This is a genomic window from Laspinema palackyanum D2c (genome assembly GCF_025370875.1).
Taxonomy (GTDB): Bacteria; Cyanobacteriota; Cyanobacteriia; order Cyanobacteriales; family Laspinemataceae; genus Laspinema; species Laspinema palackyanum.
Window position 1 is genome coordinate 22,329 of sequence record NZ_JAMXFD010000019.1, and the last position, 14,526, is coordinate 36,854.

9 protein-coding genes are annotated in these 14,526 nt (G+C 51.3%); 1 reads left to right on the plus strand and 8 read right to left on the minus strand.

What is annotated here, in order from left to right; all coding sequences use genetic code 11:
- Positions 1-235 precede the first annotated feature (235 nt).
- Complete coding sequence (locus NG795_RS19610) at positions 236-730, plus strand: helix-turn-helix domain-containing protein (RefSeq protein ID WP_367290335.1); 495 nt, start codon at positions 236-238, stop codon at positions 728-730.
- A gap of 245 nt (positions 731-975) precedes the next feature.
- Here NG795_RS19610 and NG795_RS19615 read toward each other — a convergent pair whose 3' ends face one another.
- The 8 genes from NG795_RS19615 to NG795_RS19650 all read right to left on the minus strand — a co-directional run bounded on the left by NG795_RS19615 (position 976) and on the right by NG795_RS19650 (position 13,455).
- The gene (locus NG795_RS19615; RefSeq protein WP_367290336.1) at positions 976-1,605 is read right to left on the minus strand and encodes a chemotaxis protein CheC; all 630 of its coding nucleotides are present in this window, start codon (positions 1,603-1,605) and stop codon (positions 976-978) included.
- A 300-nt stretch (positions 1,606-1,905) separates the two neighbouring features.
- The gene (locus NG795_RS19620) at positions 1,906-2,952 is read right to left on the minus strand and encodes a protein-glutamate methylesterase/protein-glutamine glutaminase (protein ID WP_367290337.1); all 1,047 of its coding nucleotides are present in this window, start codon (positions 2,950-2,952) and stop codon (positions 1,906-1,908) included.
- A 140-nt stretch (positions 2,953-3,092) separates the two neighbouring features.
- Entirely contained in the window at positions 3,093-3,983 is an 891-nt protein-coding gene (locus tag NG795_RS19625) for a CheR family methyltransferase (protein ID WP_367290338.1), read from the minus strand.
- A 500-nt stretch (positions 3,984-4,483) separates the two neighbouring features.
- Positions 4,484-7,816, minus strand: a complete 3,333-nt coding sequence (locus NG795_RS19630) for a HEAT repeat domain-containing protein (protein ID WP_367290339.1) — start codon at positions 7,814-7,816, stop codon at positions 4,484-4,486.
- Between the two features lie 236 nt (positions 7,817-8,052).
- Entirely contained in the window at positions 8,053-10,149 is a 2,097-nt protein-coding gene (locus NG795_RS19635; RefSeq protein ID WP_367290340.1) for a methyl-accepting chemotaxis protein, read from the minus strand.
- Between the two features lie 100 nt (positions 10,150-10,249).
- The gene (locus tag NG795_RS19640; protein WP_367290341.1) at positions 10,250-10,723 is read right to left on the minus strand and encodes a chemotaxis protein CheW; all 474 of its coding nucleotides are present in this window, start codon (positions 10,721-10,723) and stop codon (positions 10,250-10,252) included.
- A gap of 23 nt (positions 10,724-10,746) precedes the next feature.
- On the minus strand, positions 10,747-12,981 hold the full coding sequence (locus NG795_RS19645) for a chemotaxis protein CheA (protein WP_367290342.1): 2,235 nt from the start codon (positions 12,979-12,981) through the stop codon (positions 10,747-10,749).
- Between the two features lie 105 nt (positions 12,982-13,086).
- A complete protein-coding gene (locus tag NG795_RS19650; RefSeq protein WP_254564736.1) occupies positions 13,087-13,455 on the minus strand; it encodes a response regulator in 369 nt (122 codons plus the stop codon).
- Positions 13,456-14,526: the final 1,071 nt, after the last annotated feature.

Consider the following 14,526-nt stretch of genomic DNA (forward strand, 5'->3'; position numbering starts at 1 on the left):
GATACCTGGGTCCCTACCCCTTCGTGATCGACCCGTGTCTGACCCATTGAGTAGAGAGTACCCTAGGTCAACCGGATGGGGAATTAACCCGAACCCGATGCGTCATGAACGATTCAAGGCGATCGCAACCGCGAGGATGCCGGAGACTGTTTTTACAGCAGTGAGGGCGAGTTCCTGGTTTGTGTTAATCCCGCCAAAATTAAGCTGGAGTTATTTTAATTAGAGCGATTGTAAAATGGCGAACACTCTCAAGTTAGATATCAAAGAACCAGCGGATGAACTCAAAACTCGGTTCAAAAAAGAGGCGAACGCTCAAAAAAAAGAAAGACTACACGCTTTGTACTTGCTAAAATCCGGTAAAGTCACCACCTTAGAATCCCTTTCAAGACTGCTATCGAGAGATACCTCAACCCTCTATCGCTGGTTTCAGAAGTACAAACAGGAAGGGTTAGACGGATTACTCAAAGTTTATAAACCCGCTGGGAGACCGATTACCATTCCCCCAGAGGCCCTAGAAAAACTGCAATTAAGAATTCAAAGCGAAGAAGGGTTTAAAAGCTATGGAGAAATTCAATCTTGGTTGAAAGAAGCCTGTGGAGTCGATGTAGATTATCATGTAGTTTATCGAGCCGTTCGCTATAAATTCAAAGGAAAATTTAAGTTGAACAGGCGGTCCAGGTCGAGAAGACCTTCGCGGGTTTCAGCGTTGCAACTTAGCTCATCGACTTGAATTGAATGAAATCAGCCGATAAATCGACTAGCGAGTTATTTCGTGTTTTTCACTCAAAGAAATCACGAAATAGCTCGCTTAGTTTATTCCAAACTATTCTAGTTAACTATTCTAGTTATTTAGGGGAAGTTTTTCAGTCGAATCAAACCAATGACACCGAGATAAAGTCGCCATTTAATGCGTTATTTCTTTACCTGATTCTGACCTATAAAAACTACAAACAAGGGATAGGGGTTGCCTGCACATTAAGAACAAGGAACCGCTATAGAAGCCCAAGTTTCAATGGCCTTAATTAAGCAAGAAATAGAGACAACCCCGGACACAAATACCAGATGAGTGGGTACAGATTTATCATGAAATTGTAATAAAATATCAACCACGAGAGCGTAACGAAACTCATTCTTGCTGAGGGTGAGAGATTCCGTCAGGGAAAGGAGGTGTTCAATATCGAAGGACGGAATAGAAAACGAAAGTTGTCGTTGAAGCATTTTGCTTAACATCCCTAAATAGGCATTTAAAACAACATTTCCGATTTCAGTGAGAATCTCACAATCTGACGCATCAAGGCGATGAGGGAGTATTTCCAAATTTTTTCTGAATAGATTAGACAACATCAAAGCATAGTAATAATCCACCAATAACAGAGCATCACCGGTGATAGAACCCGTAAATAACTGATGAATTGTTGCAACTTGGTTCGGTAAAATTTCCGAAAATTCAGGACCTAATCCACTGAGTGTATGAAGGGAAACATTAGAGACATGGACCACGACCGGGAAACCAATGAGTTCCGAAAGAGAGGCAGCTGTCCGTCGGGCTAAGGCCATTTGGGTAAATTCGGTTAATCCATTTTTTTGTGTTTCAGTCAGTAGCATTGTTCACCTCTATGTTGCTAATTAAATTGAATCAGGCTAGTATCCAAAACAGTTAAGGGGAATCTTCCCTGGAAAACTGCGGGGGTATTACTGCCCTAAACCCAAAATTCTCAACCCTGAAATGAGCGGCCCTAAACGGAGCAATTGAAACTTCCTAGCCACCGATCGCGAAGAAAGACGCCAAGAAAGAAATTTGAGAGAAACCAGAGTAAACTGTTTTTCTCTTAAACCCGAAACCTAACCATAGCCAACCCATCTGGGGCGTTTCCTTGCCCTCACAAGAAACAACCCCGGTGGGGATTACAGCCGGTCAAGAATCGCCTGTGCCATGCAATCTAAGGTTAAAGAGCGGTCACTTAAGCCCGCTTCGACGACCGATCGCGGCATTCCGTAGACGATACAGCTTTCCTCCGCTTCGGTAAAAATGGATCCACCGCGAGATTTAATCCAAGCCGCACCCTGAGTGCCATCGGAACCCATCCCCGTCATCACCACCCCCAAAACGCGATCGCCAAACACCTCTGCGGCGGATTGAAACATCACATCCACCGACGGACGATGGAGGGTATCGAAGGGGCGAGCATCCAGGTGCGTCCTCACTGTGCCATCACTGTGGCGAACAAACGTTAAATGCCGTCCGGCAGCGGCGATGAACACAACCCCGGGTTCGAGCAATGCCCCTTCCGAGGCTTCTACAACCTTCATCAACGACATCTCATTCAGTCGTTTTGCATACATGGAGGTATAACCCACAGGCATATGTAACACGATCGCCACAGGCACTGGTAAATCCGCCGGTAACTGACCGACTAAAAAAGCCAGGGCCTGGGGTCCCCCGGTAGAAATCCCGATCGCCACGAGGTCCACCACCCCAGATGAAGGGGAGGAAGGCATCACCTTACTCAATTGAATCGGACGTTCCGAGATCACCGGCAGACGATTCAAGGGAACATTGGCAGCCGCTTTCACCTTTTCAATCAACTCATTGCTGATCTCAAAAATCTTTTCATTCGCCAACGCCGTCGGCTTTTGCAAAAAGTCAACAGCCCCAGCATCCAGTGCCGCGAGTACCTGTTCACCCCCTTCACTGGCAATACTAATAATCACCACGGGAAGCGGACGACGAGCCATTTGTTTTTGCAAAAATTCTACCCCGTCCATTTCGGGCATGATCAAGTCTAAAGTAACCACATCCGGGTTCAAAGTTTCGATCGCCTCCAATGCTTCCACTCCGTCTCGGGCCGTTCCCACCACTTCAAGAAATGGAGAACGGGATAACATTTGCTTGACCACCTTGCGGACATAAGCTGAATCATCCACTACCAACACTCGTACAACTTTCTTCATATCGCTCCCCATTGATTAAACTCTTGACGTTAATGAATTGGACTTGATTTCATCCTTTTTTATCTTAAAAATAGAAATTATCCAATTTACTTCTTTTTAATTTAAAGGATAGTTAACAAAATATCGAGCCGGTCCAGACCCTAACCTTTACTCGCTTTCTCCTTTACATAAACAAAAGCACCGCCAATTTCTCGCAAATCGAAATCGCTATTCAGTTTCAGCAGGGATTCAGAAGCCCCTAAAAATAAATAAGCGCGATTGGGCATCCTCTGGTAAAAATAATCAACAGTTTTCCGAATAGAATCCGGAGAAAAGTAAATAAATACATTCCGGCAAAAAATGATATCCGCTTGACTGAACCGTTCAATTTCTGACTGATTCATTAAATTGGCAACATTCCATTGAATGCGTTTGTGCACAGACGAACAGACTTGCCAACCGAATTCTGATTTGGTAAAGTATTTCTCTTGGAGGGACTCCGGGAAGTTGCGAAAAGACCGCTCTCGATAAACCCCCGTTCGAGCTTTAGCGATCGCCCCATTAGCAGCATCCGATGCATACAATTCAATCGGTAAGCGTTCAAACCATCCCCCTTGCTCCAATGCCATCACAATCGAGAGAGGTTCTTCTCCCGTCGCACAAGCAGCACTCCAAATCCGCAGGGGTTTGGAAGAAAACGAGTAGGACCCCCCCGGGGTAAAAGTCCCTCGACGCTCCGCCAAATATTGGGGTAACAACACCTCAACGAGAGCCGTTAATGCATCGCTTTCTCTCCAAAAAAAAGTTTCCTGTACTGAAAGAACATCAATAACAGCCTTCCACTCAGCCGTGGCGCTCGCATCGTATTTTAGCAGATAGTAATAATCTAAAAATGAATTCAACCCGCAATCAATCACGCGAGGCGTCAGCTTGTCTGCTAAAATTTCTCGCTTGTCATTTTCATAGAATAAACCCGCCCGTTCATGAATTAAATCTCGCAGAATAGTAAAAACACTATCCGTCAACTGTAAAGGCTGTGGAAAAAATCTCATGGCTAGAATATAAAAATAGACAAATCTTTCATGAGACGCAACATCCCGGACTTTCATTAATTGCTGTATATCGAAAACGATCGAAAGCTTTCAGGGGGGAATGAGATCAAACAGAGCAGAAACCCCGAATAGGCCCAAACACTTCGGACTCATACCAAATCCGGTTGTCTCAAGTCGGTTTTCGTATAAGAACCCAGCGTAGGCCGGCTAATTTCACAAACCCCTGAGCTTTTCTATAACGAAACTGCACTTTAGAGTGCGGGTTTTTACAGACCTATCAGTACCGAATTTAGGATCAGGAGTAGCTCTTTTGTCAAGACACCCGATGGTTTTCCCTGCAAGAACCTACCCCCGGCTAAGCCGAAAATTGCCCCGAGATTGGAAAAACCAATGGCCAATGACGGTTCTTTGTTATTTGTTATTTGTCCTTTGTTATTTGTTCTTAATCCAGGAACCAATGACCAGTGACCAACGACCAGTGACCAATGACCAGTGACCCATCAGCTTTGCAGAACCTTACGGGCAGCGCGACGAACCGTAGTATCCGAATCAGTCCGGGCCAAAATCACTAACTTATCCTCACAGGCATGGTTGCCGAGATGCCCCAGGGCGGTAACTGCGGCAAGGCGGACATGAGGATCACTATCATCCAGAGCCAAAATCAACAATTCAGATGCCTCTGGATGCTTCAAGCGGGTGAGAATTTCCACTACGGCGGTGCGGACAGCAGGATGGACATGGCGTAGACCCCGACCGATCGCCTCAATATAAGCCTCAATGGAAACAATCCCGGAATGCTCTCGGGAATGCTTGAGGCGGTTGCTCTGATGGGTCCCGCCACGGGTGGCTAAGGTTTGAATGCAGGTATCCCGGCAGGTCGGGTCCACGGTCAAATCCAGCAGTGAGGCCACAGCGGAGGGTGTCCCCATGCGCGCGAGGGAGTCGATCGCCGCTGTGACCACCCGGGTCTCTGGGTCGGCGGCCCCCAACCATTGCAGTGCAACTCCGGCTTCTGTGCCACCGCGCTCTTTAAAAGCTTGCAAGGCATCCAGACGCCGTTCTGCCTGGGGCGAATTCAAGGCATTTAAGAGGGGCGCGAGGGCGCTGGGATGCTCAATCCGCCCCAAGGCGCGTAAGGCGGCCCGGACCAAATCCTCATCCTGCCCGTCTTCTTCGGCGATCGCAGCTAAAATCGGCACGGCTTTGTCTGAACCCCAATAACCCAAAGCCTCGGTGGCTGAAGCCCGCACGGGAAAAGCCGGGTCGTGCAAGGCTAAATTTTGGAGAATCTCAAACAAATCAGGGGTCTGACTGATGGCCGATCGCCGGGATTCTTCCCCCTCTCTCTGGGTATGGGTGAGCTTAGAGGTGGCGGATACGGCATAGTATCGAACCCAAGAATCTTCGTCGGCGAGTGCTTCCAACAAATATTCATAAGCGGCGAGATGTTCAATTTCCCCGCAAGCCCGAGCTGCGGCAGCCCGGACTGTGGGGGTGTCTTGACGGAGGGCTTGTTGGAGCACTCCCAAGGCCCGTTCTTCTTGCTCTAAATAAGGCAGATGCTCGATGGCCGCGCGCCGCACTCGTTCTTCTGGGTCCTGGCAGAGTTGAAATAAGAGGTCGATGCAGTTGGGATAGGCAAAATATCCGGCTATTTTAATGGCGGATTCTCGGACATAAGGATTCTCGTCTTTAATCAGGGTCAAGACTCGTTCCGGCATGGCGGGATGGCCGAGGGAGTTGAGGGCGGCGATGGCCCCGAGGCGAACGGAAACTTCGTGATGACCCAATAACCCAATCAGGGCTTCATAGGAGGAGCGATCGCCGATTTGCGCTAGGGCATTGGTGGTAATCATCACCAATTCGGATTCGGTATGGAGCAACTGAGCCATTAATGCCGGAACCGCTTTCTGGCTGCCAATTCTGCCGAGGGCGACGATGGCGCAGGAGCGAGTGTCCAAATCCTCGGCATCCAGTTGGGCAATCAGCAGTTCGGCGGCTGAAGGACCGTGGCGGACTAATGCTTCTAGGACTATCTCCCGCACGGACGGTTCAGACAGCAGTTCGGCCAGGGTTTCGGCAATGGCGGGACCTTCTAACCAACCCAAAATCTGGGCTAGGGCGGATAGTTCTGGGGGGTTGGCCCCTTTTAAGGCGAGGATGAGATGATTTTGGCCCTGGGGGGAGATGTGGGCGCGGGTGAGGTCGGCGACGTGAATGCCTTCCCCAAAGAGGGTTTGATAGCGGTGGTAAATGGCGTTGATGGCTACGGCAATTTCTTTGATGGGCTGGTGGGGTTGGTTTAATAAGAGAGCTAGGGGCTTAACGACATCGGCATCCCCCAGTTGACCGAGGGCATCGGCGACTTGGGGGCCGAGGAGTTCGTTATGCTCCAAGAGCAGGGCGAGTCTGGGGGCAATGGTGCGATCGCCGATGCGAGTCAGGGCATCGATGGCGGGAAAGGCGAGGAAGAAATCATAAGATTCCGCGAGGGCCAATAAGGGTTCGACGGCATCTACGGCGCGCAACCGCCCCAGGGCTTCGATGGCGTGATAAATGACGTTGGTATCTGGGTCGTTGAGGACTTCGATGAGGGCGGGAATGGCCCGGGCATCGTGACGTTCTCCTAGGGCGAGGGCGGTATAAATTCGCAGGTCTGGGTCTTCATCTTTGAGGCATTCCACGAGGGAGGGAATGGGGTCTACATCGCTGAGGACGAGGATTTGGAGAACGCTGTTGAGGACGTTGGGGTTGCGGTGTTGTTCGCGCAACATTCGCAGGAGTTCGATGGCGATCGCTGGGTCATTTTGTTGGGCCAAGTTATCCACGGCTTCACGACGGACCCGCCAACTCAGGGTATTTTTGAGCAGGGGGAGCAGACGGGGGGCGATGGCGGTGTCGCAAATCCGCATCAGGGCATCCAGGGCCGGGAAGGCGAGGAAGAAATCATTGGATTCAGCGATCGCCACGAGGGGTTCCACGGCTTCTTGGGAGCGTAACTGACCCAAGGCATCAATGGCGTGATAACGGACATTGGCATTGATATCCCCTAAGGCTGCAATTAGAGGGAGAACGGCTCTAGGGTCCGCCCGTTCTCCCAGGGCGAGGGCGGCATAAATGCGTAAGTCCGGGTCTTCATCTTTGAGACATTCCACTAAGGCCGGGATCATATCCACATCCGAGGCGGCTAAGACCTGAAGGACGCCATTGAGGACCCCGGGATTGCGATGTTCGTTTCGCAGGAGTTGTAATAGTTCCGAAGTGAGGTTGGGGTCGCTATCGATGGAGAGGCGATCGACTGCTTCCCGTCGCACTTGCCAATTTTTATCCTGTAAGGCTTGCAAGATGGGATGTAGAGGTCCCGAGTAAGTGCCGTCATCCGATCGCCAGTCTGGGGATTCTTCCGACGGTGAGGCTTCTGGGGGGGAATCTCTTAGGGCCGAAGGTCGCGTGAGTCTTCTTTCTTGTTCTCGTTCCTGCTCTAGGCGAGGGGTGACATCTTCAATGGTGACGATGGTCCCGACCACGCGCTCTTTGTCCCGCAGGGGACCAATGGTCACCCGCTGCTGCATATACTCGAAATATTTGGAGGGGACTAAGGGAGGACAGGGGATGAGGTAGTGGTGTAATGCCGGGGCCAGGGTTTCCACGACTCCTTCACTGAGCACCCGCTCAAACCGAGTGGCAAATCCCCGGGATAAGAAGTCGGGAGCCAAGGTGGTTAAATGGAGTCCGACGGCGGTTTCTCCACTGAGTCCCGTCATCTGCGCTAGACGGGGGTCCCAGGTCCGCACAATCAGATTGGTGTCCGTTGTAAAAATGCTAATGGTCATGGGTCTTATGTCCTTGGTTGTTGGTCCTTGGTTGTTGGTCGGGGGTCTGATGGGGTGGGTCGTTGGTTTTTGGGGGTTGGTCTGATGTTTTATGTTGGGGGTTCTTTGATTGATAAAAAAGGACAAAAGGACGGTCACGGGTCACGGGTTGTGGGTCACGGGTTGTTGGTTCTTTGATTAAGAACATAAGACATCAGACCAACGACATCAAACATCAGACCCTCCGCCGATGTTCTTCATCTTGCGGTTCCGTTGATGGAATCGGCGATCGCGCTTAAATTAATGGCTCGTTCTACTAAGGAGGATGTGGCCCGTTGGGTTTCTTTGACCCCGCGAGCGTTCCATTCGGCAATTTCCCGCAGTTGTTGGAATGCCCTCAGAAGGGTTTCCGAGACTGAGGAATGCTCTTGATTAGCATGAACCATAGATTCAATCTGGGAAGAGATGGTCTTTAAGGTCTGAGTCATTTCTCGGATAGCGCGGGATTGTTCAGTCATGGCGCGGGCGACTTGCTCGGATTGCTGTTGCAGATTTTGGACTGCGGTGGCAATGAAATCGCTGGCACTGCCTTGTTCCACCATTCCTCGGGAAATATTAGAAATCAAGCGGGCCAGACGGGCGGATTCTTGAGAGACTTGTTCTCCGGCGGTGGACTGTTGGGCCAGGGCGCGAGAGGTGCTGGTAGCGGCACGGCGCATGGCTTCGACGGCTTGGACGATTTGATTGGCTCCTTTGGCTTGTTCGGCGGTGGCTTTGCGAATTTGGCTGGTGAGTAGGGAGGTATTTTGGGCGGCTTTCATGACATCTCGGGCACCCCGGGCTTGTTCGCTCATGGCTTTGGTGACTTCCATGGCGATTTTCCGCATTTGTCCGGCGGCGGTGACGATGTTTTGAGCGGTTTCGGATTGTTCGGCGGTGGCGAAGGCGACTTGTTTGGCTTGACTGGCGGTGGTATCGATGGCGGTGACGACGGCAAGTCCGGCCCCGAGTTGTTCTTCCGAGGCGCGGGTAATTTGGGCGACGAGTTGGGCGGTTTCTTCAATGCCGCTGAGGATTTGTTTGAGGGCATTGACGCCATCTTCGGCGAGACGTCCGCTATCATCGGCGACTTTTAAGCCTTCGTTGGAGGTGTTGACGGCTTCACCGACGACGGTTTGGAGGCTTTTGATGATGGTGCCGATTTCGGAGGTGGCGGTGGCGGCGCGATCGGCCAGGGCGCGAATTTCTTCAGCAACGACGGCGAATCCCCGTCCGGCTTCTCCGGCTCTAGCGGCTTCGATGGAGGCATTGAGGGAGAGGAGGTTGGTGCGTTCGGCGATGAGGTTGATGGTATCAACGATGGTGCTGATTTCGTCGGTGCGTTTGCCGGTTTCGCGGATGGCGGAGGCGGATTTGACCATTGAGGCGCGCACCAGGTTGAGTCCGGCGATGGTTTTTTGGACGGTGGCCCCGCCGACGGTGGCATCAGCGGCGACTTTGCGGGTGATTTGGTTGGTTTGTTGGGTGAGAGAGGAGACGTTGCGGATGGAGCGATCGAGCTGTTCGGCGCTGGTGGCGGCACTGGTGGCGGCGTCGGTGATTTCTTTGCTGTTGAGGGCGACTCCTTGGACGGAGCGGGCCATTTCTTCTATGGAGACGGAGACTTGCTCGACCATTGCGGCGAGGTTTTCTGAGGTGGCGGAGACTTGTTCAATGGAGGCGGCCATTTCATCCATTGCGGAGGTGGTTTGGGAGGCGGCGGTATTGAGGTCGTCGGCATTCAGGGCGACGCCGGAGATGGAACTGGTGATTTGTTCAATGGAGGCGGCGGTTTGATTGATGGCGGAGGCGAGCTCATCGGTATCGCGACTGACGCTTTTGATGGAGGCGGCCATTTCTCCCATTGAACTGGTGAGTTGGGTGCTGGAGGTGGCCATTTCTTCGGTGGTGGCGCTGACACTTTTGATGGAACTGGCGGTTTCCTGGATATTGGTGGAGATTTCGGAGATTTCCGTGGCAAGACTGACGGTGCTGGCGGTGACTTGCTCGATGGAGGCGGCCATTTCGTTGACAAAGGAGACGAGTTCTTCGCTATTGGTGGCCACGGTACTGGCGAGGGTGGCGGTTTGTTGCAAAGAGGTGACCATTTGGTTGAGGGCAACGGTGCTTTCATCCAGGGAGCGAATTTGTTTGATGGCTCCGGTGGAGACATCCTCGGCAATCCGCGAAATTTCATGGGCGGATTCGGTCATCTGTACGGAGGATGACTGAATTTTGCTCAGGTCCGATTTATGGAAGATTTTGCTGGGTTTAGTTTTGGTTTTGGGGTTAATTTTAGGGTCTTTTTTAGCCATGATTTTTTAGGGGATGGGTTGAGGATCAATTGTCTGAGTCCCTCAGAAGAGGGGGTTTACGGTGGATGAACGGTCAGGGGGATTAACAAAAAGGAGGGGGTTAGATGGGGTGGGGGGTTAAGGGTTCGATTGATGGTGAGTGGTTTAAGAGTTGGTCAATGTTGAGCAGGAGAATTACGCGGTCTTTTAGGGTGGCAATTCCTGAGAGGTAACGGCTGGTCCACCCCGGCATTTCTTCTGGGGGGGGTTGGATGGACTCCGGGGGTACGCAGACGAATTCCCGGGCGGTATCGACGATTAAACCAATGGTGCGCTGATTGATGTGAATGACTATTAAGCGGGTGCTGCAGTTATAGGGAATTTTTTCGAGTCCAAATTTGACCCGCAAGTTGACCACGGGAATGACTTGTCCGCGCGAAAAGACGACGCCTTCAACGAAAGGCTGGGTTTTGGGCACTGGGGTAATGTGGTCAATCATTTCCATTTGCTGGACGATGGGGGAGGGGATGGCGTAGGTGGTGTGGGCTAGTTCAAAGAAGATAAAGGTGGAGTTGGGGTTGGGTGGGTTGGTCATGGCTTTGATGGGGGGGGTAGAGGTTAGGAGGTGCGGTGGGGTTGGGGATGATGGGCTCTCATAAGGGCGGGGGCATCGAGAATGAGGATGACTCGACCATCGCCGATTTCGGTGGCTCCAGAAATGCCGAGGACTTGAACGAGGGGGTCATTGAGGGGGCGCACGACGATTTCCCGTTGTCCGATGATGCGATCGACGGCTATGCCGACGGTATTGGGTCCGCTACTGACGATGACGACTCGCCAGTTCGAGGCGATCGCCCGAGTGTAAGAAGGGGCGTGTTGCTGGGGTATTCCGGTGAACAGGGCCGAGTGGGGTGAGGATGGGGTGGGGGCAGAGGCAGTGGAGTCCGGCGGCACAGGGGGCTCGCCGGGGGTGGATTCTGTGGGGATTAAGTTAAAGAGGGATTCTAGGCGCAGCAGGGGAATGATTTTCCCTCGGTAGGGAATCATCAGGGTTTGTTCAAAGACGGTGATGGCCTCCGCTGGCAGGGCGATCGCCTCGCGCACAGAGCTGGCACTGATGGCGTAGGTTTCTGGGCCCAGGGAGAGCAGCAGGACATCGGCGATCGCCAAGGTGAGGGGGAGTTCAATGATAAATTTGGTTCCTTGCCCGGTGTGGGTTTCCAGGGTCAGGGTGCCCCCTAGTTCCTGGAGGGTATTTTTAACGATCGCCATCCCCACTCCCCGACCACTGGCTAAATCGGCGACTTCTCGGGTGGAAAAGCCAGGGGTGCACAGAATTTCGAGCAGGGTGGTGGGGTCCTCTGGTTGAGGGTTCAGATGGGGATGGGGACGCTGGGGTAAGAGGTTCTGGGATGAGGCTTTTTGGAGGATTTGGGGCGAATGAATGCCTCGGCCATCATCTTCAACTTCGATGATCACCATTTCTCCACAGGTTTTGGCGCGCAGGGCGATTTTTCCGGTGGTGGGTTTGCCCGCTTGAAGTCGCTCTTCGATGGTTTCTAAGCCATGACTGACAGCATTTCGGACCAGGTGCAACAGGGGGTCCATCATCCGCTCGACGACAAATTTATCGATTTCCGTTTCTTGGCCGCTGAGTTCAACTTGGACCTGTTTGGGGGTTTCCCGCACCAGGTCGCGCACCACAAATTGCATCCGGGCAAAGATTTCCCCGATGGGGACTAAGCGAACTCGCATCACCCCTTCTCGGAGGTCCCGGAGTTGGCGTTCTAGGATTTGGTTGATTTCGACCAGGGGGCGCAGGTGATTGACCGGGAGTTGTTCTTGGAGGTGGGTGAGCTGATTGGACAGTCGCGATCGGGTGATGACTAAATCGCCCATGATTCGCATCAGTTCATCGAGTTTGGGGAGGTCTACTCGCACCACGTTGGAGCTTTGGGAAATTAATGGGGCGGCGATGGGAGGAGAAATCGGGGTGGGTTGCCCGGGCCCAGGGGAAACCGGATCAGGCTCATTGAGAGGAGCGGTTTCTGGGGACTGGGGTATCGTGGGGTTGGGGGATTCTGCCTCAGGGTGAGGGTTTTTTTCCGAGGCGAGATAGGGAGCCCAGGTGAGTCCGTCATTTTCCCAGCCGATAAAGGTGTTGGGGTTCAGAGCATTGACCAGGAGAAAGTCAAAGGCGATTTTTCCCTCTGGGGTCATCCGAGGTGCGGCATAAATTAATTCGCCCAGACTTTGGAGGCGATCGCGGATTTTGTTGACGTTGATGCCATTAGTGGAGAGTTGCTGCGTGGGGGTAAAAATAAAGTGCCAAGCTTGAACCCCGGGGGTCTCTGTGGCCCGCTGCAAACGGGTGATGTCTTCGGCTTTGAGTTGCAGGGCGGCTACGGGGGCGGATTGTTCCACTGCACCGGCTTTTTCCGTTTGGGGAGTGACAGCCTTTAAGGCGGCCACGATCTGGCTAATATCCGGAGAGGGCTTTTCATGGCGATGGGCGGCGATGGTTTGCTCTAGCCCTTTGGTCCCTCCCAACAAGGCATCAAATCCTTCAGGACTCAGGATAACTTCCTGGTCTCGCAGCACCCGCAAGTAGCTCTCCATCTCATGGGCAAGTTCCTCGGCTTCTTTGACTCCCACCATGCCGGATAATCCTTTGAGGGAATGAAAGCTCCGAAACAGTTCGTTCAAAACACTCCGCTCAATTCCAGCTTTCCCCACAAACGGCTCGATCTCCAATAACTCTCGCCGCACTACGGTTAAGTGGTCTTCGCATTCAGCAAAGTAGTCTTCTAAGAAATCTTTAAAAAAATTTTTAGGGTCTGGGTGGGTGGACACGAGGGTTTTTCTCTCTTTTATATCTTTGTACTCAAGTGGTTAATTACATTTTAGATGGGAACCCGCCATCAAGATGGGGGAGAGGGGAGCGATGGGAGAGATGATTTAATGAGTTAGCAAATCATGAACTTGACTTGAAAGGGAGCGAGGTTCAAAGGGTTTGGTTAAATAACAGGCTGCTCCCGCTTGGATGGCTTCACTCCGACTGCCTTCATCCCCTTTAGTGGTTAAAATTACAATGGGTGTTGCATTATAGCTGGGATGCCCCAGGACGAATCTCAGCACTTCCAACCCATGCATATCCGGCATATTCAAATCTAAAATCATTAAATCGAAGGGAGCAACCGCTAGTTGTTCGATCGCTTCTAGTCCATTCCCTGCTTCTTGAAAGGTCACGTTGGTTAAATCTCGCAGGGATGCGATTACCATTTTTCTCATCGTAGCGGAATCATCCACAACTAAAATCCGTTTCATCGTTTCTTCCTCCTTAAATGGATGCTGTTGTCAAACCTAAAAAGGGTGATTCTTATCCCTTATTATAAAATGAAAATGGTGAGCAGTTCCGCTTGATAATTCGAGACTTCATTGTCCCGCTCGGGAATGCCTAAGCCTTCTTTCTTGAGGATTTATTTGAAACTTATAGCCAAATAGCACTCCTAGAAATTTATAAAATTTGTAGAATATTCCGGCAGCAACCCATGAGACTCTAGCCAATGACCGCGCCCAATTGACCTTGGGCCAACCCTTTAACTATTTTCTCATGTTCTTTTCCAAATGGGGGGATTTCTTCAAAAAATGCAACAATATTCCAGAGCTTTCTAAAATTGCCAATTTCTTCAATCCATATCCCCGGCCCTGCTGAGAGAGTCCGCCATGATGAAGTAGAGTCGGCCTGAAATCCGCTCGGGCATTCGTCGGGTCCTGTCTCTCCCCTGAAATCCCCCAGGGAGGGGGGGGTTTTTGCCTGTGATTGTTTCTTGGTTTGAGTCGGGTTTATGCCGGTTTTAAGACTTGAGTAGTCCTTTAATTCTCATTTTAACCCATGCTGTCAACCCTTCCTCTCTTTGTTTTATTGAGAAAAATTTCGGCAATTTTCCGGATTGCAGATTAATATAAAATATTTTGCTCAACTATAATAATTTGATTTTATCAGCAATTGATCAAGGGGTTTATGAAATTAATAAAAATTTAATTATCTAGAAAACGCTCCAAGTTGGACAACATTTTGGTTGGGAAACAGGAGGACTGGATTTTGCCGATCGCAAGGCGGGTGCAAGGGAGGGTTTCCTCTTTCTATAACCTCGGGAAATCACCCCAGCAATTGGGGGGCAGGGGGGGTGATTCAGGGCTTTATTCGGAAAAACCCCTAACTCTCTCCCCGAGGCGATCGCCCGGTACTCGTTCCAGAGTACAGGATGGGAACGCCAAACCGGGTTCCTGGAGACAATCTGTAGTCATTAACACCTCATCTGAGCCAAAAACCCTATTTCTTGTGCCTTGTCTCCCATGCTGTACCGATGCTCAAGGGGCGAAAAATTACCCTTG

Coding starts and splice junctions, on each gene's coding strand:
- NG795_RS19610 (WP_367290335.1), top strand. CDS start 236: ATGGCGAACACTCTCAAGTTAGATATCAAAGAACCAGCGGATGAACTC.
- NG795_RS19615 (WP_367290336.1), bottom strand. CDS start 1,605: ATGCTACTGACTGAAACACAAAAAAATGGATTAACCGAATTTACCCAA.
- NG795_RS19620 (WP_367290337.1), bottom strand. CDS start 2,952: ATGAAGAAAGTTGTACGAGTGTTGGTAGTGGATGATTCAGCTTATGTC.
- NG795_RS19625 (WP_367290338.1), bottom strand. CDS start 3,983: ATGAGATTTTTTCCACAGCCTTTACAGTTGACGGATAGTGTTTTTACT.
- NG795_RS19630 (WP_367290339.1), bottom strand. CDS start 7,816: ATGACCATTAGCATTTTTACAACGGACACCAATCTGATTGTGCGGACC.
- NG795_RS19635 (WP_367290340.1), bottom strand. CDS start 10,149: ATGGCTAAAAAAGACCCTAAAATTAACCCCAAAACCAAAACTAAACCC.
- NG795_RS19640 (WP_367290341.1), bottom strand. CDS start 10,723: ATGACCAACCCACCCAACCCCAACTCCACCTTTATCTTCTTTGAACTA.
- NG795_RS19650 (WP_254564736.1), bottom strand. CDS start 13,455: ATGAAACGGATTTTAGTTGTGGATGATTCCGCTACGATGAGAAAAATG.